19 protein-coding genes and 1 pseudogene are annotated in these 25117 nt (G+C 62.0%); 17 read left to right on the top strand and 3 right to left on the bottom strand.

Annotation, left to right across the window (positions count from 1 at the left end; all coding sequences use genetic code 11):
• Positions 1-19: 19 nt before the first annotated feature.
• Complete coding sequence (locus ACQ4WL_RS25045; protein WP_436512142.1) at positions 20-826, top strand: hypothetical protein; 807 nt, start codon at positions 20-22, stop codon at positions 824-826.
• Between the two features lie 74 nt (positions 827-900).
• Here the strand turns inward: ACQ4WL_RS25045 and yihA are convergent, their stop codons facing one another.
• The gene (gene yihA / locus ACQ4WL_RS25050; RefSeq protein WP_298410125.1) at positions 901-1650 is read right to left on the bottom strand and encodes a ribosome biogenesis GTP-binding protein YihA/YsxC; all 750 of its coding nucleotides are present in this window, start codon (positions 1648-1650) and stop codon (positions 901-903) included.
• A 186-nt stretch (positions 1651-1836) separates the two neighbouring features.
• On the opposite strand from yihA, the gene ACQ4WL_RS25055 reads away from it, so the two are divergent.
• From ACQ4WL_RS25055 to msrQ, 5 genes are all read left to right on the top strand, one after another.
• A complete protein-coding gene (locus ACQ4WL_RS25055) occupies positions 1837-2508 on the top strand; it encodes a c-type cytochrome (RefSeq protein ID WP_436512143.1) in 672 nt (223 codons plus the stop codon).
• A 185-nt stretch (positions 2509-2693) separates the two neighbouring features.
• A complete protein-coding gene (locus tag ACQ4WL_RS25060; protein WP_436512144.1) occupies positions 2694-4790 on the top strand; it encodes a cytochrome c biogenesis protein ResB in 2097 nt (698 codons plus the stop codon).
• Positions 4791-4838: 48 nt separating this feature from the next.
• Positions 4839-5990 carry a c-type cytochrome biogenesis protein CcsB gene (gene ccsB, locus ACQ4WL_RS25065; protein ID WP_034753239.1) on the top strand — a complete coding sequence of 384 codons (1152 nt, stop codon included), beginning with the start codon at positions 4839-4841 and terminating at the stop codon, positions 5988-5990.
• A 72-nt stretch (positions 5991-6062) separates the two neighbouring features.
• Entirely contained in the window at positions 6063-7040 is a 978-nt protein-coding gene (gene msrP / locus ACQ4WL_RS25070; RefSeq protein ID WP_436512145.1) for a protein-methionine-sulfoxide reductase catalytic subunit MsrP, read from the top strand.
• Between the two features lie 9 nt (positions 7041-7049).
• Positions 7050-7703, top strand: coding sequence for a protein-methionine-sulfoxide reductase heme-binding subunit MsrQ (msrQ, locus tag ACQ4WL_RS25075; protein WP_436512146.1), 654 nt, complete (start codon positions 7050-7052; stop codon positions 7701-7703).
• Here msrQ and lptM read toward each other — a convergent pair.
• Entirely contained in the window at positions 7700-7882 is a 183-nt protein-coding gene (gene lptM / locus ACQ4WL_RS25080; protein WP_436512147.1) for an LPS translocon maturation chaperone LptM, read from the bottom strand. The two genes, msrQ and lptM, sit on opposite strands and share 4 nt — an antisense overlap.
• 40 nt (positions 7883-7922) lie before the next feature.
• Between lptM and cyaY the strand changes: the two genes are divergently transcribed.
• Positions 7923-8252 carry an iron donor protein CyaY gene (gene cyaY / locus ACQ4WL_RS25085; RefSeq protein ID WP_092802037.1) on the top strand — a complete coding sequence of 110 codons (330 nt, stop codon included), beginning with the start codon at positions 7923-7925 and terminating at the stop codon, positions 8250-8252.
• Between the two features lie 63 nt (positions 8253-8315).
• Here the strand turns inward: cyaY and ACQ4WL_RS25090 are convergent, their stop codons facing one another.
• Positions 8316-10661, bottom strand: coding sequence for a penicillin-binding protein 1A (locus ACQ4WL_RS25090; protein ID WP_436512148.1), 2346 nt, complete (start codon positions 10659-10661; stop codon positions 8316-8318).
• Positions 10662-10952: 291 nt separating this feature from the next.
• Here ACQ4WL_RS25090 and pilM point away from each other — a divergent pair, with 291 nt between their 5' ends.
• From pilM to ACQ4WL_RS25140, 10 genes and pseudogenes are all read left to right on the top strand, one after another.
• Entirely contained in the window at positions 10953-11594 is a 642-nt protein-coding gene (pilM, locus tag ACQ4WL_RS25095; RefSeq protein WP_436512149.1) for a pilus assembly protein PilM, read from the top strand.
• Positions 11595-11599: 5 nt separating this feature from the next.
• Positions 11600-12151: a PilN domain-containing protein gene (locus ACQ4WL_RS25100; protein WP_436512150.1), complete on the top strand. Its 552-nt coding sequence runs from the start codon at positions 11600-11602 to the stop codon at positions 12149-12151.
• Positions 12152-12166: 15 nt separating this feature from the next.
• Entirely contained in the window at positions 12167-13201 is a 1035-nt protein-coding gene (locus tag ACQ4WL_RS25105; protein ID WP_436512151.1) for a pilus assembly protein PilP, read from the top strand.
• A 98-nt stretch (positions 13202-13299) separates the two neighbouring features.
• Positions 13300-14625 (top strand): annotated as a pseudogene (locus tag ACQ4WL_RS25110) (type IV pilus secretin PilQ); the annotation flags it as partial.
• A 97-nt stretch (positions 14626-14722) separates the two neighbouring features.
• Positions 14723-16915: a beta strand repeat-containing protein gene (locus ACQ4WL_RS25115; protein WP_436512152.1), complete on the top strand. Its 2193-nt coding sequence runs from the start codon at positions 14723-14725 to the stop codon at positions 16913-16915.
• Positions 16916-16954: 39 nt separating this feature from the next.
• Positions 16955-18580, top strand: a complete 1626-nt coding sequence (gene aroKB, locus ACQ4WL_RS25120; protein ID WP_436512153.1) for a bifunctional shikimate kinase/3-dehydroquinate synthase AroKB — start codon at positions 16955-16957, stop codon at positions 18578-18580.
• Positions 18577-19713, top strand: coding sequence for a deoxyguanosinetriphosphate triphosphohydrolase (locus ACQ4WL_RS25125; protein WP_436512154.1), 1137 nt, complete (start codon positions 18577-18579; stop codon positions 19711-19713). Before aroKB ends, ACQ4WL_RS25125 begins: the two co-directional genes overlap by 4 nt.
• A gap of 242 nt (positions 19714-19955) precedes the next feature.
• Positions 19956-20666, top strand: coding sequence for a sulfate reduction electron transfer complex DsrMKJOP subunit DsrO (gene dsrO, locus ACQ4WL_RS25130; protein ID WP_071079747.1), 711 nt, complete (start codon positions 19956-19958; stop codon positions 20664-20666).
• Positions 20667-20669: 3 nt separating this feature from the next.
• Positions 20670-21782: an NrfD/PsrC family molybdoenzyme membrane anchor subunit gene (nrfD, locus tag ACQ4WL_RS25135; RefSeq protein ID WP_436512155.1), complete on the top strand. Its 1113-nt coding sequence runs from the start codon at positions 20670-20672 to the stop codon at positions 21780-21782.
• A gap of 10 nt (positions 21783-21792) precedes the next feature.
• Complete coding sequence (locus tag ACQ4WL_RS25140; RefSeq protein ID WP_436512156.1) at positions 21793-25014, top strand: molybdopterin dinucleotide binding domain-containing protein; 3222 nt, start codon at positions 21793-21795, stop codon at positions 25012-25014.
• Positions 25015-25117 lie beyond the last annotated feature (103 nt).

Here is a 25117-nt window from a genome sequence, read left to right on the forward strand (position 1 = left end):
CGGGTCCAGGACCAGCACCATGCGCAAGGTTGCGCTGGGCGTGTCCGTCTTGCTGCACGTGCTGCTGGCGGCGTATGCCCTGTTGCGCAGCGACAAGATCGAAAAAATTCCGCCGCCGAAGAAGGAAAGTGCGATGGTCTACATCGCGCCGCTGAAGGACAAGCCGCAACCGAAGCCGCAGCCGAAACCCACGCCGAAACCGAAGGATACGAAAGTGGCCAAGGTGAAACCGCCGCCGGCCCCGAGCAAGCGCGTGGTGACCAAGGACGTGCCGCGCGACAAGCCGAAACTGGAAACATACACGCCGCCGCTGGTGTCGAAAGTGCCGTTGCCGCCGCCGCCGGCCGAAGACATGAGTTCGATGATCGAGCAGCGCCGCAAGCAGCGCCAGGCGCAAAATCCCGCGCCACCGGCCGAGGAAAGCGAAAACGACCGCGCCATGCGCGTGGCCAAGGCGAATATCGCCGGCGCGCAGGGACGCAATTCCGGCAGCGACCGCGAGGATTCTGGTGGCGTGTTTTCCATCGTCAACCAGACCTCCTTCAGTGCCGAGGTCAAGTTCAAGGGCTGGAATGGCAACTTCAAGCGCAATTGGCTGAAGCAGGAAAAAGTCGAACTGGGCAATGAACCCGATATCGAATCGGCCATCATCAAGAAGATGATCCAGCTGATCCGTGCCGAAAAGCCCGGCGATTTCGTCTGGGAATCGCGCCGGCTGGGGCGCAACGTCAACCTCAGCGCCCGCGTGGAAGACACGGCCGAGCTGACTGCCTTCCTGCGCCAGGAATTCTTTTCGGAGAAGCGGCCAGGGCCGGGACGGCGCTAGGAACGGGCTCTTAATGAAAAAAAGGCTGCGCGGTGTGACCGGGCAGCCTTTTTGTCATGTGGCGCTGAGTATGATCAGGCCGGTTTATCCGACTCGGTTCCCGGTGCCGCTTCCACATCGTCTTCCATCTCGATCAGCTCGACCATTTCGGCCGCGCCATCTTCGCTGATGCCGGCCAGTTCCATGATCTTGTCATTGGCTTCATCGATGCCGACGCGCTTGAGGGCCGAGAACAGTTGTACGGTGAACGGGAAGCCGACGCCGTCTTCATCCACATAGCTGTCGAGCTTGGCTTTCGCCTGGCGCAGCGCGTTGACCGATTCATTGCGATTCAGCTTATCGACCTTCGTCAGGATGCAGTGAATTGGTTTACCGGTCGGGGCGAACCATTCCAGCATCTGGACGTCCAGGTCGGTGAACGGACGGCGCGAATCCATGATCAGGACCAGGCCCGCCAATTGCTCGCGGCGCTGCACGTAGTCGCCCAGCAGGCGTTGCCAGTGCAACTTGGCCGAGCCCGAGACTTCCGCGTAGCCGTAGCCGGGCAAGTCGACCAGCAGGCATTCGATCTCTTCGACGATGGTGGCATCCTTGCGGTGCTGCGCCACGTGGGCGCCGCCGATGGAGAAGTAGTTGATGTGCTGGGTACGGCCAGGTGTCTTGGACGCGAACGCCAAGCCTTTCTGATTACACAAGATGTTGATGGCGGTCGATTTACCGGCATTGGAGCGGCCGGCAAAGGCGATTTCCGGCACCGTGGTATCGGGCAGGTCACGCAATTGGTTGACGGTCGTAAAGAAGCGGGCTTGCCAGAGTTTTGACATGGGAGTAGTAAAGCAACAAAATGGAGCGATAAGGGAGCGATAACGCCAAGAAGCTATTGTACAATAAGGGATTGTTAATTGTTGCCGGCGTAGCAGCGATGCGGCTTGCGGCCCTGAAAATAAATCAAAAATCTCAGGAGCGCGGCAATGTCCACCACTAATTTCTCACTGTCTCAGGGTGCCTGAATGAATCGTGCGTTTTCACCGTTTGTCCAATCCATGCTGCTCGCTTTGCTGGCTGTATCGGCAACTGCTTCCGCGGTCGAAGCACCGAAACCGGCCGTCAAGGCCGATGCCGCCAAGGGCGCTACCCTGTATGCCGATGGCGATGCGGCGCGCGGCTTGCCTGCCTGCGTGTCCTGCCATGGCGCGGCCGGCAATTCGACCATCACGGTCAACCCGAAGCTGGCCGGCCAGCACGAAAGCTATATTTACAAGCAACTGGTCGACTTCACCACGCCGGAGCGCAATCAGCCGGTCATGACGACCTATGCCAAGATGCTCAGCGACGCTGACAAGAAGAATATTGCCGCCTACCTGGGCGCGCAGCTGTCCAAACCGGGCGCCGCGAAAAACAAGGATACGATTGACCTGGGCAAGAAAATCTACCGTGGTGGCATTGCTTCCAAGCAAATCGCCGCCTGCGCCAGCTGTCATGGCGCGACGGGCAATGGCATGCCCGTCCAGTATCCGCGCATCGCCGGCCAGCACCAGGATTACACGGTAGCCCAGCTGGCCATGTTCCGCAGCACCAAGGCGGACGCCCGCAAGAACAGCGCGCAAATGCACACCATCGCCGCCCGCATGTCGGATGACGAAATCGCCGCCGTGGCCGACTATATCGCCGGCCTGAAGTAAGTTTTCATAGTGGCAAGAGATTGCCAGGCGCACCAGCGCGCATGAACAAGGGCGGCCGTCTCAAACAGGCTGCCCTTTTTCATGGCGGGGACCAAACAGGAGTATGCTGCCGCCTTGCGCGCAGACATACTGTGTGCTCCTTGCCACTTTCCTCAAGATTGCATATCCAGTATGAGTATCAACGTATGAGCACAGGCACGACCGGAATCGAGTTAAAGACCCAACGCCGCAGCCTGGCTGAATTCGTCGAGCTGGTCTCGTCGATGCGCTTTGCCATCAGTTTGCTGACCCTGATCGCCGTCGCCTCCATCATCGGCACGGTGCTCAAGCAGAACGAGCCCATGCCCAATTATGTGAACCAGTTCGGTCCGTTCTGGTTCGCCGTCTTCGACAAGCTGAGCCTGTATTCCGTGTATTCGGCCTGGTGGTTCCTGGTGATCATGGGTTTCCTGGTCGCCTCGACCTCGCTGTGCATCGTGCGCAATGCGCCGAAGATGCTCAAGGACATGCGCAGCTGGCGCGACAATGTGCGCGAGCAATCCTTGCGCAATTTCCATCACAAGATGGAATGGCAGGCGCCGCTGCCGCGCGCCGTGCTGGCGCAGCAGATGGTGATGCGCCTGAAAGACAGCGGCTATGCGGCCAAGGTGGTGGAGAAGGACAACGCCACCTTGGTAGCGGCCAAGCGGGGCGCGGCCAATAAATGGGGCTATATCTTTGCCCACGGCGCCATCGTCATCATCTGCGTGGGCGGCTTGCTCGACTCCGAAATGCCGATCCGCGTACAGCAATGGTTCTTTGGCAAGACGCCGTTTTCCGGCAGCGGCGTGATCGCCGATATTCCTGCCCAGCACCGTTTGAGCCTGTCGAATCCCACGTTCCGCGGCAACACCATGATTCCGGAAGGCTCGTCGAGCAACACGGCCATCATTCCCCAGGCCGATGGCGTGCTGATCCAGGATCTGCCGATCACGATTCTGCTGAAAAAATTCCACATCGATTTCTACAGCACGGGCATGCCCAAGCTGTTTGCCAGCGATGTCGTCATCACCGACCATGTCACGGGCAAGAGTTTCCCAGCAACTATCAAAGTCAACCAGCCGCTGCTGTACAAGGGCCTGGCCCTGTACCAGTCCAGCTTTGAGGATGGCGGCAGCAAGCTCAAGCTGACGGGTTTTCCCATGACGGGCAAGACGACGAAACGCTTCGATATCGGTGGCGAAGTGGGCGGCAGTACGCCGCTCGAGCGCAGCGATGGCAATTCCTACACGGTGGAATGGTCGGGTTTCCGTCCGTTTAACGTGGAAAACCTCAGTGCCGGCCAGGATGTGCGCGCCGTCAGCAAGGCGGAGAGTTTCAACGATAAATTTGCCGTCGGCCTGGACAAGCGCCTCGGTTCGGCCGCGAAGAATGCGAATAACAAGGATCTCAAGAACGTGGGTCCTTCGGTGCAATACAAATTGCGCGACAAGACGGGCCAGGCGCGTGAATACCAGAACTACATGCAGCCTGTCACCGTGGACGGCACGACGGTGTTCCTGGCCGGCATGCGCGTCAACCCCAGCGACCCGTTCAGCTATCTGCGCATTCCTGTCGATGACAATTACAGCGTGACGGAATGGATGCGTTTGCGTGCCGCGCTGCAAGATCCCGCGCTGCGCCAGCAAGCTGCCGCGCGCTATGCGGCCCGCGCCATGCCGCAGGCGAACGCGGAAGCCCTGCGCGGCCAGTTGCAGGAATCGGCGGCGAAAAGCCTGGGCATCTTTGCCGGCAATGGGCAAGAGGGCGGTTTCCTGGCCATTTCGCGTTTCCTGGAGAAAGTTCCTGCGGCTGAGCAAGAAAAAGCGGCCGATATCTTCATGAAGATCTTGAATGGCAGCCTGTGGGACTTGTGGCAGGCGGCGCGCGCCCAGGACGGCTTGAAAGCCATCGAGGCCGATGACAAGCACGGCCGCTTCCTGCAGCTGGCCACGAATGCGCTGTCCGACAGCTTCTTCTATGGCGCACCCGTGTATCTGCAGCTCGACGAGTTCACGGAAATCAAGGCGTCCGTGCTGCAAGTGACGCGTTCGCCAGGCAAGAGCGTGGTGTACCTCGGTTGTTTGTTCCTCGTGATCGGCGTGTTTTCCATGTTTTATATCCGCGAGCGCCGCCTGTGGGTGTGGATCAAGGATGGCGAGGGGGCCAGTGTAGCCCTGATGGCCATGAGCACGCAACGCAAGACGCTGGATTTTGAAAAAGAATTTGAGACTTTGAAGGCAAAGCTGCCGCAATCGGCGTAAGCTGCGCTGTGTCTGGGACGCTTGCGCGTCGCCGGGAATGGAGAAAATATGGAATTGGCAAACAAGCAAATATATACGCAGGAACCAGGATTTTTCAAGCGCCTGAGCCTGATCGATTGGCTGTATGGCGCCGGCTTGCTGGCCGCCTCCCTGTTCGGCCTGATGCGCTTTGGCGCCTTCATGGATATCTATGAAAAGGCCATCCTGCTGGCTGCGGCGCCCACGTTTGCGTGGCTGGGCTGGTACTGGAAGCCCGTGCGCTGGCTGATCCCCGTGGCGGCCGTGCTGTCGCTGTTCGCCATCGAGTTGTACGCAGGCCACCTTGAGATGGCGAACCAGAAATTCTTCCTCAAATACATCTTGTCGAGCCAATCCGCCATTCTGTGGATGGGCACGCTTTTCGTGCTGTCGACCCTGTTCTACTGGATCGGCCTGGTGGCGCGCTCGGAATTCGGCTCGTCCGTCGGCTCCCTGCTGTGCTGGGCCGGCGTGGTGCTGGGCCTGACGGGCATGCTGGTGCGCTGGTACGAGTCTTACCTGATCGGTGCCGACGTGGGCCACATTCCCGTGTCGAACCTGTATGAAGTGTTCATCCTGTTTTCCTTGATCACGGCCATGTTCTACCTGTATTACGAGCAGCATTATGCGACGCGCCAGCTGGGCGCCTTCGTCATGCTGGTCATTTCGGCAGCCGTGGTGTTCCTGATGTGGTACACGGTCACGCGCGACGCGGCCGAAATCCAGCCGCTGGTGCCGGCCCTGCAAAGCTGGTGGATGAAGATCCACGTGCCTGCCAACTTCATCGGCTACGGTACCTTTGCCCTGTCGGCCATGGTGGCGGCGGCCTACCTGCTCAAATCGAGCGGCTACCTGGTCGACCGCCTGCCGTCGCTGGAAGTGCTCGACGACGTCATGTACAAGGCCATTTCCGTGGGCTTCGCTTTCTTCACGGTAGCGACCATCCTGGGCGCCCTGTGGGCGGCCGAAGCGTGGGGCGGCTACTGGTCGTGGGACCCGAAAGAAACCTGGGCACTGATCGTCTGGCTCAACTATGCAGCCTGGCTGCACATGCGATTGATGACGGGCTTGCGCGGTCGCGTCGCCTCGTGGTGGGCGCTGGTGGGCTTGCTGGTGACGACGTTCGCGTTTTTGGGCGTCAACATGTTCCTTTCCGGTTTACACTCTTACGGTAAACTTTAATGACAGAAGCGTCATGAACGGCCCGGAAAAACTGGTGTAAGGTATATCCAATCACCTTTTTCCGGAGCCGCCATGTTGATCAAGCGCAGTCCCAACGGCATCGAATTGCCGTATTCTTCCGAAATCACGCCGCGCGCCGTGTTTGAATCGCGCCGCAGCTTCATCAAGCAAGTGGCGCTGGGCTCCGTGTCCAGCGCGGCCTTGCTGGAAATGGCCAGCCGCGAAGCATTCGCGCAAGGCACCAATCCCAAGCTGGCTGCCAAGCTCAATCCCGCCTATTCGGCGCTGGAAAAGCAAACGGCCTATAAAGACGCCACCAGCTACAACAATTTCTACGAATTCGGCACGGACAAGAGCGACCCGGCGCAAAACGCCGGCACCTTGCGCACGCGGCCGTGGACGGTCAGCATCGAAGGCGAAGTCAAGAAACCCATGACCCTCGATCTCGATGCGCTGTTGAAACTGGCGCCGCTGGAAGAGCGCATCTACCGGCTGCGCTGCGTGGAAGGCTGGTCGATGGTCATCCCGTGGGTCGGTTACTCCTTCTCGGAACTCATCAAGAAGGTCGAGCCGACGGGCAATGCCAAGTACGTGGAATTCATCACCCTGGCCGACAAGAAGCAAATGCCGGGCGTGGGCAGCCGCGTGCTGCAGTGGCCTTATACGGAAGGCTTGCGCATCGATGAAGCGAACCATCCGCTGGCGCTGCTGACTCTGGGCATGTATGGGGAAACCTTGCCGAACCAGAATGGCGCGCCCGTGCGCATGGTGTTGCCGTGGAAATATGGTTTCAAGTCCGCCAAATCCATCGTCAAGATCCGTTTCGTCAAGGAGCAGCCGCGCACGTCCTGGAACCTGTCGGCGCCGTCCGAGTACGGGTTTTACTCGAATGTGAACCCGAACGTCGATCATCCGCGCTGGTCGCAGGCTTCCGAGCGGCGCATCGGCGAAGACGGTTTTCTGACGCGCAAGCGCAAGACCCTGATGTTCAACGGCTACAACGATGTCGCTTCCTTGTACGCGGGCATGGATCTGAAGAAGTTCTTTTAAGGAAAGACCATGGCCCTCAACCCCACGCCGAGACAATTGTCGCTATTCAAAAGCCTGGTTTTTCTGCTGGCGCTGCTGCCCTTTGCACGCATGGTCTGGCTGACGTACACGGGGCAATTGGTGGAGCCGCTGGAATTCATCACGCGCGGCACGGGCGACTGGACCCTGTATTTCCTGTGCATCGGCCTGGCGGTGACGCCCTTGCGGCGCTTCACGCAATGGAATTGGCTGATCAAGCTGCGGCGCATGCTGGGCCTGTTCGCGTTTTTCTACGCGGCACTGCACTTCACCACCTTCCTGTGGTTCGATCACTTTTTTGACGTGCAGGAAATGTGGAAGGATGTGCTCAAGCGCCCGTTCATCACCGTGGGCTTCATCGCTTTTGTCTTGCTCATTCCGCTGGCCGTGACGAGCACGAATGGCATGGTGAAGCGCCTGGGCGGCAAGCGCTGGCAGTGGCTGCACCGGCTGATCTATATCATCGCGCCGCTGGGCATCTTGCACTTTTGGTGGATGAAAGCGGGCAAGAATAATTTCGCGCAACCGATACTGTTCGGCAGTATCGTCGCGCTACTGCTGCTAATACGCGTGGTTTTCGCCTGGAGCAAGCATGTAAAAAGCGCCAGGGCGGCGAATGCCGCCACCCCGGTGCGTTCCGTTTAGGTGGCTGGCACGATCACGGGCGGCGGTGGCACGGGTGCCGGTTCCACCGGGCCTTTGGCTGGCGCTCCTTTGGCCGCGGGCGGCTTGGGCAGGTACAGGGGACCGGGCTGGCCGCAGCCGGCGAGGACGCTGAAAACCACAATGGCGGTGCCGATATAAAACGCTGAGGATGACTTCACGATTAGAATCACGGTTTGATTAAGATCTTTGGAGTGTAGCATGAGCGAATCGGAATTCCTGGCCCTGGCCGAAGCCACCCTGACCCAGATCGAGGCGGCACTGGACCGGCTGAACGATGAAGACGTGCTCGACGTCGAATGCAGCCGCAGCGGTAATGTGCTGGAAATCGAGTTCATCGATAACGGCACGAAAATCATCGTCAACAGCCAGGCCCCCATGCGCGAAATGTGGGTGGCGGCGCGCTCGGGCGGTTTCCACTACAAGCGCGTGGGTGACGAGTGGATCAACACGCGCGATGGTTCCGAGTTGTTTGCGGCCCTGTCCAGCATGGCCAGCGAGCAGGCGGGCGCGCCTGTCGTGCTGAAGTAACTTTTCGCCGCGGCAATAAGAAAGGGCAGCCTCTTCAGGCTGCCCTTTTTGCATCAAACGATCTTAAAACAGTTCGTTCTTGACGGCTTCCTTGGCTTTTTCTTCCTCCGGCGTGCCGCGCGCCGCACCTTCCAGGCTACCCACGCCCGTGCCCGGTGGATTTTCCGCATAGTAATACTCGTCGCCCACGCGGATCAGGCCTTCCGGCACGGCGCGTTCCTCGACGGGGATGCTTTTCAGGGCTTTCGCCATGTAGCTGATCCAGATCGGCAGGGCCAGGCCGCCGCCCGTTTCCCGGTTGCCCAGGTTGCGCGGCTGGTCGTAGCCGATCCAGGCGATGCCCACCAGCTTGGCCTGGTAGCCGGCGAACCAAGCGTCGATGGAATCGTTGGTGGTGCCCGTCTTGCCTGCCAGGTCAGGGCGTTTCAAGGCCATGGCCTTGTTCGCCGTGCCGAAGCGCACGACATCGTTGAGCATGCTGTTCATCATGAAGGCATTGCGCTCATCGATGACGCGGTTGGCTTCCTCGCCCGCCAGGTCCGGCTTGGCTTGCGACAACACATTGCCGTCGCTATCGGTCACCTTGGCGATCAGATACGGGTTGATCTTGTAGCCGCCATTGGCGAACACGGCGTAGGCGCCCGCCATCTGCAGCGGCGTCACGTTGCCGGCGCCCAGGGCCAGGGTCAGGTACGGCGGGTTCTTGTCCGCGTCAAAACCGAAGCGCGTCGCGTACTCCTGGCCATACTTGGCGCCGATCTTGTGCAGGATACGGATGGAAATCATGTTTTTCGATTTCATCAAACCCTTGCGCATGGTCATCGGACCGTCGTATTTGCTGTCGTAGTTCTTCGGTTCCCACGCCTGGCCGCCCGTCTGGCCCGCGTCGAACGAGATCGGCGCATCGTTGATGATGGTGGCCGGCGACAGGCCCCGTTCCAGCGAAGCGGAGTAGATGAAGGGCTTGAAGGCCGAACCGGGCTGGCGCCACGCCTGCGTGACGTGGTTGAACTTGTTGCGGTTGTAATCGAAGCCGCCCACCATGGCGCGGATGGCGCCGTCGGTGGTACTGGCCGAGACAAACGCCGATTGCACTTCCGGCATCTGCGTCAAGACCCAGCTGTTGTTTTCCTGCATGACGCGGATCACGGCGCCGCGTTTGATGCGGCGGTTCGGCGCCGCTTTTTCCGACAGCCAGGCCGCGCCAAAGGTCAGGCCGGGGCCGGTAATGGTGATTTCCTCGCCGGCCGACGTGACTGCCTGTAACGACTTGGGCGATGCCTGCAGCACCATGGCGGCGATGATGTCGTCGCTGTCCGGGTGGTCGGCCAGTTCCGTTTCGATGGCGTCGTCCGCTTCGGCCTTGGTTTTCGGAATCTCGATGTAGGCTTCCGGGCCGCGGTAGCCGTGGCGTTTCTCGTAATCCATCACGCCTTTGCGCAAGGCGATGTAGGCGGCGTCCTGGTCGGCCTTGGTGATGGTGGTGTAGACGTTCAGGCCGCGCGTATACGTATCTTCCTTGAATTGTTCATAGACCAGCTGGCGCGCCATTTCCGACACGTATTCCGCGTGCACGCCGAAGGCGCTGCTGTCGGTTTTAACTTTCAGCTCTTCATTCTTGGCTTCCGTGTATTGCTCTGGCGTGATGTAGCCCAGCTGCGCCATGCGCTGCAGGATGTATTGCTGGCGCATGCGCGCGCGTTTCGGATTGACGACGGGGTTGTAGGCCGACGGCGCTTTCGGCAAGCCGGCCAGCATGGCTGCTTCGGCCACGGTGAGGTCCTGGATGTTCTTGCCGAAATAGATTTGCGCGGCCGAGGCGAAGCCGTAGGCACGCTGTCCCAGATAAATCTGGTTCATATACACTTCGAGGATCTGGTCCTTGCTGAGGTTTTTCTCGATCTTCCATGCCAGCAGGACTTCATACGCCTTGCGTTTCAAGGTCTGTTCGCTGGACAGGAAGAAATTGCGCGCCACCTGTTGCGTGATGGTCGAGGCGCCTTGCTTGGCGCCGCCCGTCAGGTTGTGCAGGGCCGCGCGCGTGATACCCAGATAGTCGACGCCACCATGTTCATAGAAGCGGTCATCTTCGATGGCCAGCACGGCTTTCTTCATGACATCAGGAATATCCTTGATGTGCACCATGTTGCGTCGCTCTTCGCCGAATTCGCCGATCAGCACACTGTCGGACGTAAACACGCGCAGCGGCATCTTCGGCTTGTAATCGGTCAAGGTATCGAGCGCCGGCAGGTTCGGATAGGCCATGGCCAGACCAAAGACCACCAGCAAGACGCCGACGATGCCCAGGCCCAGCAGCGATACCAGGGCCATCATCAGGAAACGTTTGGGTTTGCTGCCCTTGGTGGGCGGCTTCGAGCCAGCGGAGCCAGCGGAGTTTGAAGATGTCATGCGTCGTATGTCTTTCGGTTAATTATGCCGGCCAATTATAAGCGAGCTTGCCGGGGTGGCAGCGCGCTGTGGCGCTTGCCGGGGGAGTGTTGACACTTGTCGATACTCTATATAAGCGTGTATTGGCCCGCTGGCAACCAGGATTTGGTAACAATTATTCTGCGCCAGATCACGGCCGGGCCAGATAGACGCCGCGCGCCGCAGACACCAGCGTGAAATCCGTTTACAAGCCAGCGCTGCCAGGACTAGGCTTGCCGATGGCAGCAACCCCTCCCACGCTGACGTTTCTCTATGAAAAACATATCCATCCGCAGTATTCTTGGCATCGGCTTGCTGGGCGTCGACATGGCGGACGATGGCGTGCGCGTGGTCGAGTTGAGGCGCCGGCGGGGGAAACTGTCATGCCGGCATTGCGGCAGCGCCGCGCTGCCGGCAGGCGTGATGCTGGAAGGTCATGTCGAAGATCCGCAGGGCCTGGCCAGCGCCGTGCGCCTGGCATGCCGTAACAGCGGCAGCGGCTGCACCCGCGTGGCGCTGGCCATGCCGGCCACGGCCTTGATCACGCATGTGATACGCCTGCCCGCCGGCTTGCCGGAGGAACAGCTGGAAATCCTGGTGGAACTGGAGGCGGCCCAATACATGCCGTTTGCACTGGAAGACGCCAGCCTGGATTTTTTCATTCTTGGCCCCGCGCCACCGCTTGCGGGCCAGACGGGCAGGGAGATCGAGGTGCTGCTGGTGGCGGCGCGGCGCGCCAGCGTGCAGCGCCGCCTCGATGCGGCCATGGCGGCCGGCTTGACGCCCATCGTCATGGATAGCGAGGCGCTGGCCCTGCAGGCGGCACTCGCGCAGGGTGGCTGGCAAGCCTTGCCGGACGGCGGCCTCAGTTATCAGCTGGCCTGGGGCCTGGCCATGCACCGGTACGCGCGATGACGGGCGTGGCGCAAGTGCCAGGCATCAACCTCTTGCCGCATCGGCAGGCGGCACGGCGCCGGCGCAGTCAGCTGCTGCTGTGGCAACTGGCCGGTGGGGCGGTGCTGGGATTGCTGTTGGCCCTGGCGGCAGGCGCCTGGCTGCAACACCAGCTCGACGCGCAACTGCGTCGCCAGGAGGGCTGGCGCCATGCCATGCAGCAGGTGAATGCCGTCCTTGCCACCGGCAAGCGGGTGCAGGGCGAGACGGCGGCGCTGCTGCTGCGCCAGCAGGCCATTGCCAATTTACAAGCGCAACGCCATGCCTGGGTGCGCATGCTGGATGTGCTGGCCCAGGCGATGCCGGCCGGCGTGGCCTTGCACAGTGTGCGCCAGGAAACGGCGCTGGTGCGCCTGCAGGGGCAGGCTGCGTCGCAGGACAAGGTCGCGGCACTGTTGCTGGCGCTGGAGCAGGCCGCCCCCTGGTCCCGGCCGGAAGTGATTGAAGTGCGCGGCGCGTCAGAGGGCGCCGTGGAATGGACGATACGGCTGGCGTTGGCACCCGCTGGGCAATCTTAGTCGTGGAGGTTGATCATGCTGAGCTTGAAGACTGCGTCGCTGTGGCCGCTACCCGCGCGCCTCGCGTGCGCCACCCTGGCCGGTGCGCTGGTGGCCGCGCTGCTGCACGCCGCCTGGCTGGATGGCATGATGGCTGCCGTGCAGGCGGCGCAAGGAGAAGAAGGCCGCTTGCGCGCCGAATATCTGTCGGCGCAGGCCAGGGCGAGCCTGTTGCCGCAGTGGCGTGCGCAGCAGCGCCGAGCCGGCGCCGAGCTGGCCCTCCTGGAACAGCAGTTGCCCGACCAGCAAGCGATGGCGGTACTGTTGACGGACATTAACGCCGCAGGCCAGTCGCGCGGTCTGCAATTTTCGCTGTTCAAGCCGGGCGCGGCCCGGCCGCAAGCGCCGTATGTCGCCTTGCCGATCGCCATACAGTTGCGCGGCGGCTATCACGCCATGGGCGCGCTGCTGGCAGACCTGGCGTGCTTGCCGCGCATCGTCACGGTGCATGAGCTGGCCTTGACCCTCGGCAAGGATCGTTTGCTGACGCTCGACGCCGTGCTGCAGGCGTATCGCTTGCCCGACGCGGCGGAACGGGCCGCGCAAGCGGCTTTGTCGCCCAAGACAGGCACGCCTGCTGCCGCGCCAGCATGGCGCCCGCTTGCCGCTGTCGCGCCGCATCCCTACGCGGCCGCCGCCCTGGCCGACCCTTTTGATGCATTGCCGGCCGCCGGCGCGCCGGGCCAGCGTGGCAGCGTGGCCGGACCTGACCCGCGCCGTGTGCGCGAGCCATTGGAAAGTGTCGCCTTGCCGGCTATCAGCATGGTTGGTAGCGTGCAAAAGGAAGGACGCCTGAGCGCGCTGCTGCTGGCGGGCCAGCGCGTGTACCGGGTGGCGGTGGGCCAGTATCTGGGGCCAGACCACGGCGTGGTGACGGACATCAGTGAACAGGCGCTGCAGTACAAAGAGTTGCTGCCGGACGCGGGCGGCGGGTGGCGCGAACGGCATGGCAGCCTGTCCCTGCAAAAGCCGGGTGACGCCAGGGCCAGTGCGCCGGAGGCCACGCCATGAAGCCGTCTGTGTGGATGTGTTTCATGTTTTGGCTATTGCTGCATGGCGCCGCCCTGGCCGGGGACGAGGCGGTGGTGCAGGTGACGGCGCCGCGCCTGTATGCGGGCGAGAAAATCTCCGTCGATTTCCAGAACGTGGGCGTGCGCGCGGCCCTGCACATCCTGGCCGACGCGTCGGGTCAAAACATCATCGCCAGCGACAGCGTGGCGGGCAACCTGACGCTGCGCCTGCGCAACTTGCCGTGGGACCAGGCGCTCGACGTGCTGCTGCAGGCGAAGGGACTGGACATGCGGCGCAATGGCAACGTGCTGTGGATCGCGCCGCGCGAGGAAATGCTGGCGCGCGAAAAACTGGAACTGGAGCAGCGCGCGCAGATCGCGGAACTCGAACCGCTGCAGTCGGCCATCTTCCAGCTCAATTACCAGAAGGCGGAAGCGTTCCGCAGCGTGTTCGGCCTCGATGCGGGGGAAGGGCGCAGCCGGCTGCTGTCGCGCCGTGGCAGCGTGCTGATCGAGCCGCGCACGAATCAGCTGTTCGTCACCGACGTGCCGGCGCGCCTGGAGCAGATCCGTCAGCTGATCGCCAAGACAGATATTGCCACGCGGCAAGTGATGATCGAGGCGCGCATCGTCGAGGCGAACGACAGTTTCAGCCGCAACCTGGGCGCGCGCCTGGGTTTTACGGACCAGCGACTGGCACAGGGCCAGGTGCCCGGTTTTTCCCTGGGCGGCAGCGGGCGCCGTGCGGCCATCGGCGGCAGCTATCAGGGTGTGGGCGAGGCGACGGGGCAAACGGTGGCAGGCAGCAGCGCCTTCGTGCCGAACACGCAATTTGTCAACTTGCCGGCCGCCAGCATCAACGGTTTGCCGCCGGCCAGCTTCGCCCTGAGCCTGTTTTCGGCGGCCGCCAACCGCTTTTTGAACCTGGAACTGTCCGCGCTGGAAGCCGATGGCAGGGGCAAGATCATTTCCAGCCCCCGCGTGGTAACTGCCGACAAGGTGCTGGCGCTGATCGAGCAGGGCATCGAGCTGCCATACCAGGTGGCCACCAGCAGCGGCGCCACGTCGATCACGTTCCGCAAGGCGAACCTGCGCCTGGAAGTCACGCCGCAGATCACGCCGGACGGCAACGTGGTGCTGGAAGTGGACGTCAACAAGGATAGTGTGGGCCAGGAAACGCGTTCCGGCTTCGCCATCGACACCAAGCACGTGCGTACGCAAGTGATGGTGGAAGACGGCGGCACGGTGGTGCTGGGGGGCATTTATCAGCAATCCGAACGGGGTACGGACAGCAAGGTGCCGCTGCTGGGCGACATCCCCGTGCTCGGTGTTTTTTTCCGCAGCACGGGCCGCAGTCAAGAAAAAACGGAACTGATGGTGTTTATTACGCCGAAAATAGTGGCAGATCGGCCAGCAACACGTTAATGTCACATCTTTACGTTTAAGTAACAATGCAAACGAAAGCGGACTGATGGCGACTATGCGGAATTTTTCTTTAGGCAATACTTCTTGGAGTAGGGCATTGAATTGGCTGGCTTTGCTGGTCTTGAGCACTGTAGTGGCCGCTTGCGGCGGCGGTGGCGGCGATCCAACCCTGGGCGTCAAGGACGGCGCGAATGCCGGTGTCGGCAGTGTGGTATTGGTTGCTGGCGCAACAACGATTCTTGCATCGGGCGCGGACGGCACGGAAGTCGTGCTGACGGCAGTGGTGAAAAATCCCGGCAATAATGCCATGACAGGGCAAACGGTGACCTTCACCGCCAGTTCCGGCACCATCAGCAATACCAACCGCGTGACCGATGCCAATGGCACGGTGACGGAAAAACTCAGCGTGAAAGGCGATGCGAGCCTGCGCGACATCACCATCAAGGCCAGCAGCGGCGGCGTTGAGTCTGCCCCCGTGGTGGTGAAGGTGGTGCCCGCCACCTCCGGTATTGCCACCTTGCTGCTGACGTCTTCCGGCGGTACCCTGGCTTCGTCCGGTGGCACCGCTGTCAATGTCATCGCTTTTGTGAAGGATGCCAACAATGCCGTCGTGCCCAATGCCAGCGTGACGTTCAGTGCCGATTCGGGCGCGCTGGGTGCGACAAAGGTCAATACCAATGCGCAAGGGCAGGCTACCGTCAGCCTCAATACGGGGGGCGACGCCAGTTTGCGCACGATCAAGGTCACGGCCAGCGCAGGTGCGCAGACGGCAAGTACCGATATCAGTGTCAGCGGCACGAAACTGGCCGTTAATGCCTTTTCGTCGATCAACCTGAAAACGAGTACCGACATGGTGGTCAAGCTGGTCGATTCCAGCGGCAATGCGCTGGTGGGCAAGCCGGTGACCTTCAGCGCACAGATCAATCCGCTGACGGTCAAGGGCGGCGGCGCCAGCCCGGCATTGACGGACAATAATGGACAGCTTGTATTGAGCTACAACGCCCAGTCCGGCACCAGCGATACGATCACCATCAAGGCCCAAGGCGACAGCCTGTTCATGCCCGTGGCGATCAATGCGGCCAATTTCACGATCAATGCCGTCACTGGCGCCAATACAGCGCTGACAACATTGGCAACGCAGACCTGCTACGCGATCAGCGTGCACAGCGATGTGGCGGGCACGCCGGACACGGGCAATGTCCGTTTCAGCACCTCGCGCGGCGCGATTTACCTCGATGCCAGCTGCACCACGCCGTTGCTGGCTCCGTTGGCGCTCATTGGCGGCAATGCCATCGCCTTTGTGCAGGCTGTCGGCGCAGGCCGGACGTCGCTGACTGCCAGGAACGAAAGTACGGGAGTGTCGGTGCAGGCTGACGTGGAATTCGTCGCTCCGTTGACGCCGCAGGCAACCATTACTTTGCAGGCCGACCCAGCGGTGATCGGCGCCAATACGGCAGGCAGCACCTCCCAGCGTAGCACCCTGCGCGCCGTCGTGCGCGATGGCACGGCGGAAAACAACCTCGTCAAGAATGCCCAGGTCGGTTTTACCATCCAGAGCGATGCCAGCGGCGGTTCGCTGAGCTCGCCGTCGGTGGTCAATACCGATGGCGACGGCATGGCCACGGTCAGCTATATCGCCGGCCAGGCGAGCACTGGCGTCGATGGCGTGATCGTCCAGGCGCAGTTGCAGGGTGTCTCGAACAGCAGCGCCACGGCCAAGCTGACGGTGACGAAGAAGTCGCTGTTCATCAGCGCCGGCAGCGGCAATGCGCTCGATGGCTCTGATAGCAGCACTTATCGCAAGACTTATACCGTGTTTGTGACGGATGCTGCCGGCAATCCTGTCCCTGACGTGATCATCACTGCCGCCGCCTGGCCCAAGCTGTACTACAAGGGCTATCTGCAGTATTCCGATTCGGCAACCAGCTGGGTCGTAGCGCAGCATCTGGAATGCCCGAATGAGGACCAGAATCGTAACGGCATGCGCGATACTGGCGAAGATGAGAATAAAAACGGCTCCCTCGATCCCGGCATTCCGCTCAATCTGTCCACTGGAGGCAAGACCGACAGCAGCGGCACCACCAGCGTGACACTGACTTATCCGCGCGACAGGGCCAACTGGCTGAACGTCGAATTGACAATTCGTGGCAACAGTTCCGGGACGGAGGCAACTTATGTCGGTTACACTTTGCTTCCGGGACTGTTCTCGGACTTTAACCGCAAGGATGTATCTCCACCAGGCGTGAGGAGTCCGTACGGGCAGGCGAATGTTTGTAGTGATTCAAAATAATTGTCGCAGCACATGCAAAATCTGTTTTTAGTAGGCCTCATGGGCGCAGGCAAAACCACCATCGGGCGCATCCTGGCCCGCAAGCTGGGCTTGCGCTTTGTCGATTCCGACCACGAAATCGAGGCACGCACGGGAGCGACCATCCCGTGGATCTTTGAAATCGAGGGCGAGGCCAGCTTTCGCCGGCGCGAGGCTGAGGTCATCCGCGACCTGAGCGCCCAGGAAGGCATCGTCATGGCCACCGGCGGCGGGGCCATCCTCAATGCCGACAGCCGCGCCTACCTGAAGGAACGGGGCACGGTCGTGTACCTGCGCGCCAGCGTCAGCAACATCCTCGCGCGCACCAGCCATGACAAGAATCGTCCGCTGCTGCAGACGGCCGACCCGCGCCGCAAGCTGGAAGAATTGACGTCGCAGCGCGAACCCCACTACATGGAAGTGGCCGACATTGTCATCGACACGGGCCGTCCTAACGTACAATCGATGGTTCAGACCATCCTGATGCAGCTGGCCAGCCTCGAATGCGAGGCTTCGCCCAACTGCGTCATTCATGCAGAGCCTTCGATGAACGAGCAATCCAAAATGTTGTTGAGCGTAGACCTCGACGAACGCAGTTATCCGATCGCCATCGGTCCCGGCCTGCTGGCCGATGCCGATGCGCTGCTGCGCCATATCAGCGGCCACAAGGTGGCCATCGTCACCAATACCACCGTCGCGCCCCTGTACTTGGGCCGCCTGCAGGCAGCGCTGGCCAGCGATGGCCGCGAAGTGATCTGCATCGTCCTGCCGGACGGCGAAGAATATAAAAACTGGGCCAGCCTGATGCAGATCTTCGACGCGCTGCTGGCCAATAAATGCGACCGCAAGACCACCCTGGTGGCGCTGGGCGGCGGCGTGATCGGTGACCTGACCGGCTATGCGGCGGCCAGCTACATGCGCGGCATCGGCTTCGTGCAAGTGCCGACCACCTTGCTGGCGCAGGTCGATTCCTCGGTCGGCGGCAAGACGGGCATCAACCACCCGCTGGGCAAGAACATGATCGGCGCCTTCTACCAGCCGCGCGCCGTGATCGCCGACACCTCGACCCTGGAAACCCTGCCGGCGCGCGAGCTGTCGGCCGGTCTCGCCGAAGTGATCAAGCATGGTGCCATCATCGATGCTGCCTTTTTCGACTGGATCGAGGCGAACATGGCCAAGCTGATGGCGCGCGACAAGGGCGCTTTGGCGTATGCGATTGCCCGCTCGTGCGAAATCAAGGCCGACGTGGTGCGCCAGGACGAGCGCGAAGGCGGCTTGCGCGCGATCCTGAATTTCGGCCACACCTTCGGCCACGCCATCGAGGCGGGCCTCGGCTATGGCCATTGGTTGCACGGCGAAGCCGTCGGCTGTGGCATGGTGATGGCGGCCGACCTGTCCTGCCGCATGGGGTATATCGACCAGGCAGCCGTGGAGCGCTTGCGTAAACTCGTCGCTTGCGCCGGCCTGCCGGTCAAGGCACCGGACCTCGGTGTCGAGCGCTGGCTGGAACTGATGGAAGTGGACAAGAAGAACGAGGGCGGCGCCATCAAGTTCATCCTGTTGAAACCGCTGGGCAGCCCGTGCATCACGTCCGCGCCGCATGAACTGGTGCTGGCCACTCTGGCCGCCGGAGTACAGCAAGCATGACCCCCGAAGACTTCCTCGCCCCCTATGCGGCCCATTCGGCGCAGGGGCAGGGACGTCGCTTTGCCGAAGCGGCACACGCCTCGCGCAGCCAGTTCCAGCGCGACCGCGACCGCATCATCCATTCTTCGGCCTTCCGCCGCCTCGAATACAAGACCCAGGTTTTCCTCAACCACGAGGGAGACCTGTTCCGCACGCGCCTGACGCACAGCCTGGAAGTGGCGCAGGTGGGCCGCTCCATCGCGCGCAACCTGCGCCTGAACGAAGATCTGGTCGAAGCCATCGCCCTCGCGCATGACCTGGGCCACACGCCGTTCGGCCATGTGGGCCAGGACGTGCTCAATGAATGCATGCAGGCGCATGGCGGCTTCGAACATAACCTGCAAAGCCTGCGCGTGGTCGACACCCTGGAAGAGCACTACGGCGCCTTCGATGGCTTGAACCTGATGTTCGAGACGCGCGAAGGCATATTGAAACACTGCTCGCTGGCGCATGCGCGTGAACTGGGCCCCGTGGCCCAGCGCTTCATCGACCGCACGCAACCGACGCTGGAAGCGCAGCTGACCAACTTGGCCGATGAAATCGCCTACAACAGCCACGATATCGACGATGGCCTGCGCTCCGGCCTGATCACCATCGCCCAGCTGGAAGAGGTGGAATTCTTCGGCCGCCTGTGGCGCGACGTGCAGCAGGCGTTTCCCGGCCTGTCGGGCCGGCGCGCCATCTACGAAACCCTGCGCCGCCTGATCACGGCGCTGGCCGACGATTTGATCGTCACGTCGAATGCGCTGATCCTCGACGCGGCGCCGCGCGATGTGAACGAAGTGCGCGCCAGTGCCCCGCTGATCCGGTTTTCGGATGCCATGCGTCGTGACGCGACCGACCTGAAACGCTTTTTAAGAGCGAACCTGTACCGCCACTACCAGGTCAACCGCATGCGGGTAAAGGCGAGTCGCATCGTGCGCGAACTGTATGACAGCTTCATGGCCGAACCGGCCCTGCTGCCGCCCGACTATCAGGTCAATGGCGATGATGTGACCAAGCAGGCGCGCAAGATCGCCGACTATATCGCGGGCATGACGGACCGCTACGCGATCCGCGAGCATCGCCGGCTGTATTCGCTCGACGAGCTGTAGGTCGGGTTAGCCGGAACGGCGTAACCCGACACCACCACCATCCCTGCCAACAAGGTTGTCGGATTACGCGCTTGCGCGCCTCGGCGGCCCCGCTAATCCGACCTACTCCGCATTGTCGGTCCTGTCAATCGGCATGATCATCTAGGTCTCCACCCGATCACCCCAATATCCGTACGGCAACTTCTTTTCTATCATGGCAGCAAGTCAACAAGGGCTTGCCGCCCATAGTCAAGGAGAGTGTCATGATTGAATCGCGCCGCAGTTTCTTGCGCGCCTTGCCAGCCGTTACCATCGGGGCGGCCATCGCGCCGCTGCCCGGCAAGGCTGCAACGAAGGGCGAGGGTGGGCAGCGCTGGGCGATGGTGGTCGATGTGCAGAAGTGCATCGGCTGCCAAGCGTGCACGGTCTCCTGCATCATGGAAAACGCCGTACCGGAAAACAGCTTCCGCACCGTCGTCTCGACCTATGAAGTGAAGGAAGAGAACCGCTGCGGCACCTACATGCTGCCGCGCCTGTGCAACCACTGCGCCAATCCCCCCTGCATTCCTGTCTGTCCCGTGGGCGCCACCTTCCAGCGCAAGGATGGTGTTGTCGTCGTCGACGGCGACCGCTGCGTGGGCTGCGCCTACTGCGTGCAAGCCTGTCCTTACGACGCGCGCTTCATCAACCACGAAACGGGCAAGGCCGACAAATGCACGTTCTGCGCGCACCGGGTCGACGAAGGCTTGCTGCCGGCCTGCGTGGAAACCTGCGTCGGCGGCGCGCGTATCTTCGGCGACCTGAATGATCCGGAAAGCATGGTGCATCAGCTGCTCACCGAGAACAAGGTGAAAGTGCTCAAACCCGAGCAGGGTACCCAGCCCCACGTGTTTTACCTGGGACTGGACACGCGCTTCGCCGGCCACGTCGAGGGCGAAGCGACACTTTGGCAACCGAGCAAACACGGGAAATAAACCATGGACAGCCACATCACCGAAATTGTCAACGTCACGCGCGAAGCGGCATGGCTGCCGTGGGCGGTGCAGTATTTTTTCCTCATCGGCCTCAGTTATGGCAGCTTCATGCTGACCTTGCCGTACTTCGTCTTCGGCCGCAAGGCGTATGAACGCCTGGGGCGCATCGCGTTGCTGGCATCTCTCGTCTGCGGCATGACGGCGCCCGTGGCGCTGCTGGCCGACCTGCACGGGCCGGGCCGCTTCTATCACTTCTATATTTACTTCCAGCCGCAGTCGTGGATGTCGTGGGGCTCGTTCTTCATTCCCCTGTATCTGGGCTGCCTGATGCTGTACGCGTGGCTGGCGCTGCGCAGCGACTTCTCCACGCGGGGGCAGGGCCAGGACCGTCTGGCCTGGGCCTATCGCCTGCTGGGGCGCGGTGGCGCCGCGTCGCGCCGCGCCATCGTCACCGCCGCCGCTTTCACCTTGCTCGCCGCCTTTGTCGTGGGCCTGTACACGGGCATGGAAGTGATGGTGGTGCGCGCCCGTCCGCTGTGGTTCACGCCTTTCCTGCCGGCGCAATTTGCCGCCACGGCCTTTGTGGGTGCCGTTGGCCTGGCGCTGCTGTTCAACCGCTTCCTGCCGGGCCGCGACAAGGCGCTGGAGGTGTCGCTGAACCGCGCACTGGCCCTGTCGCTGGCGCTGGTGCTGGCCCTGGGCGGCGGCTGGCTGTTCGTCAGTCTCTCCGGCGTGAGCGCCAGCCATAGCATGGCCTTTACCCAGGTGGCCGGCATGCCGCAATGGCAGTTCACGGCCGTCTGGGCCGTGCTGTCGTCCATCGTGCCGATGGCCCTGGCCATCTGGCGCCCGGCCACGAGTGGCCTGGTCAATGGCCTGATCGCGCTGCATAGCGCCTGGATGATGCGCTGGACGATTTTCATCGGCGGCCAGACGATCCCGAAAACGGGCGCGGGCCTGTACGACTACCACCTGCCGATGGGGAACGACGGCTTGCTGGGGATCATCGGCACGGCTGGCCTGTGGATCGCGCTGCTGTTGCTGATGCTGGAATTTTTGCCATGGACCGGACGCGTCGTCGCTGCACGCAGCCGTCCCGCCGTGGCCACGCACTGAGGAGTTAATGATGAACGATCAAGTACACAACAACGCAAACAACGACGGCCCTGAAGACGAAAACGAAAAGCGCCGCAAGCTGCTGCGCTATGGCGCCATCGGCGGCGGCCTGGCCGCCTTTGCCGCCAGCTTTTCCACCACCGCCGGCCGCATGGTCGACCACGCGCTGGGCAAAGACAAGCCTGTGCAGAAACTGCATGGCAATTCCCTGCCGCCCGAGTTTTCCGTCGATACCACCACGGGAAAACTGACGCTCAATCCCGACCAGCAGGTCAGCTACACCATGTGCATGGGCTGCACCACGTTTTGCGGCGTACGCGTGCGCCTGGACAAAAAAAGCGGCAAGGTGCTGCGCGTGGCAGGCAATCCCTACAGCCCCCTGTCGGCCGATCCGGCGCTGTCATATCAAACCTCGATACGCGACAGTTTTGTGTCGCTCTCGCGCTTCCAGGAAAAGGGTTTGAAAGGGCGCTCCACCGCTTGCGGCCGCGGCAATGGCGTGCTGGAACAGATGGAGTCGCCATTCCGCGTGCTGGCGCCCATGAAGCGCGTGGGACCGCGCGGCGGCGGTCAGTGGGAACCGATCGCTTTTGATCAATTGGTGAAGGAAGTGACGGAAGGCGGCGACCTGTTTGGCGAAGGCCACGTGCAGGGTTTGCGGGCCTTGCGCGAGCTGGAAAAACCGATCGATCCGGCGCAGCCGGAACTGGGTCCGCAAGTCAACCAGGTGGGCCTGATGTGCAGCACGGACGACGGCCGCCTGGCGTTCGGCACGCGCTTCTTCAAGCAGTCGTACGGCAGCTTGAACCTGGTCAACCATGGTTCGTATTGCGGCGGCGCGTATCGCAGCGGTTCGGGCGCCATGTTCGGCGACATGAAGAAAATGCCGCATGCGAAAGTGGACCTGGAAAACACGGAATTCTGCATTTTTGTCGGCACGGCGCCGGGCAATGCGGGCAACCCGTTCAAGCGCCAGGGCACGCTGATCGCGAAAGCCCGTTCGGGCAAGCGCGATTTCAGCTACGTCGTCGTCGACCCGGTGCTGACGAATGCCGACAGCCTGGCAGCGGGTGACCGCAGCCGCTGGGTACCGATCAAGCCGGGCACGGACGGTGCGCTGGCCATGGCGATGATACGCTGGATCATCGAACAGGAACGCTATGATCGCAACTTCCTCGTGCAGCCGAACCTGAAGGTGGCGGAAGCGGCGGGCGAAGCCGCCTGGTGCAACGCCACGCATTTGATCATCAACGAGAAAGGCCATCCGCGCGACGGCCGCTACCTGCGCGCGTCGGACATCGGTGCGGTGGAGTTGGCGGAAGAAGAACGCTACAAGGATGGCGACGCATTTTGCGTGATCGACGCCGCCACGCAAGCCATCGTACCGCACAACGCGGCCAAGGGCGAGGGGCGCTTGTTCTTCGACGGTCCGCTGGAGGTGGCCGGCGCGCCCCTGCACCTGAAGACGGCCATGACGATGTTGAACGAAGAAGCACAGCGCCACAGCATGGATGAATATTCAAGCGCCTGCGGCATCCCTCGCGACATCATCGAAGGCCTGGCGCAGGAACTCACCAGCCATGGCAAGCGCGCCGCCGTCAATGCGCACGGCGGCATGATGTCGGGCGCCGGTTTTTATAACGCCTATGCGCTGGTCATGCTCAATACCCTGATCGGCAACTTGAACCGCAAGGGCGGCACCCTGGTCAATGGCGGCAGCTTCAAGGATGCGGGGCCTGGACCGCGTTATAACCTCGAGAGTTTCGACGGCGAGATCAAGGCGGCGGGCATGCCGATCGGACGCAATGTGCCCTATGAAAAAACCTCGGAATTCAAGCTGAAGAAGGAAGCGGGCAAGGCGTATCCGGCCAGGGCGCCGTGGTATCCGAATGCGCCCGCGCTGGCGACCGAATGGCTCACCAGCGCCATGAACGGCTACCCGTACACCTTGAAGGCGCTGATCCTGTGGAGCTGCAATCCTGTCTACGGCATCACGGGCTTGCGCGCGCAGATCGGCAAGGAACTGGCCGATCCGAAGAAGATTCCCCTGATTGTCGCCATCGACCCCTTCATCAATGAAAGCTCGGCGTTTGCCGACTACCTGCTGCCCGATACCTTGCTGTATGAAAGCTGGGGCTGGGCCGGCGCCTGGGGCGGCATGCCGGTCAAAATGAGCACGGCGCGCTGGCCCGTGGTCGAACCGCGTGTGCAGAAAACGCCCGATGGCCAGACCATCTGCATGGAATCGTTCTTCATCGCGTTGGCCAAAACGATGGCCTTGCCGGGCTTCGGCCCGGACGCCTTGCAGGACATGGATGGCCAGCGCTTCCCCTTGCTGCGCGCGGAAGACTGGTATCTGCGCGGCGGCGCCAACATCGCCTGGCAAGGAAAAACGTCGGTGCCTGAAGCCAGCGATGACGACATTGCGCTCTCTGGCGTGGCGCGCATCCGCCCCGAACTGGAACGCACCCTGAAGCCGGAAGAGTGGCGCAAGGTGGCCTTCATGCTGGCGCGCGGAGGGCGCTACCAGAGCTATGGCGAGATGTTTGGCCTGCGTCTGCCGCCGCCTGCGAATGCCAAGGCGCCGGCTGCTCCCGCTCCGGTAGTCGACGAGACGCCATATCCGCAGGATTGGTCCACGCACCGCTATCTGAAGCCGATGATGCTGTACAACGAGGGCCTGGGCGTGAGCAAGAACAGCTTGAGCGGCAAGCGTTTCCCCGGTACGCCCGCCTGGCGCGTGGCGGCGTTTGCCGACGGCACGCCCGTGCGCAAGGCCTATCCGGCCAGCGAATGGCCATTCGAACTGATCAGTTTTAAGTCGGCGCTGCAGAACTCCTACAGCATCGGCGCACGGCGCTTGCGCGGCATCCATCCCGACAATCCAGTCGCCGTGCACCCCGACGATGCGGCGCGCTTGAAGCTGGAAAATGGCGATGAAATTTTTCTGGAAACGCCGGGTGGCAGGGTCAGGGCCACGGTGATGCTGCGCCATGGCGTGCAGCGCGGCGTGATCGCCGTCGAACACGGTTTCGGCCACAAGGAGCACGGCGCGCGGGCCCACCGCATCGGCAAGCTGCGCCAGCCCGATGAACCTGCCATCGGCGCCGGCATCAACCTGAACGACCTGGGATTGACGGATCCGAGCCGCGGCGACAAGAACGTGTTTGTCGATCCCGTCTCGGGCACGTCGGTGCGGCAGGGGCTGCCGGCGCGTATCATTCGTGCTTAACGAAGGCCCAACAAAACCGTAGCGAGCGGAAGGGAGGTGCGGTCGAGAAGCGCAGCTGTGCGAATGCACAGTGAGCATCGCAGGCCGTAAATCACGACGCGCA

This window comes from Janthinobacterium kochi (genome assembly GCF_051380715.1).
Classification (GTDB): domain Bacteria; phylum Pseudomonadota; class Gammaproteobacteria; order Burkholderiales; family Burkholderiaceae_D; genus Janthinobacterium.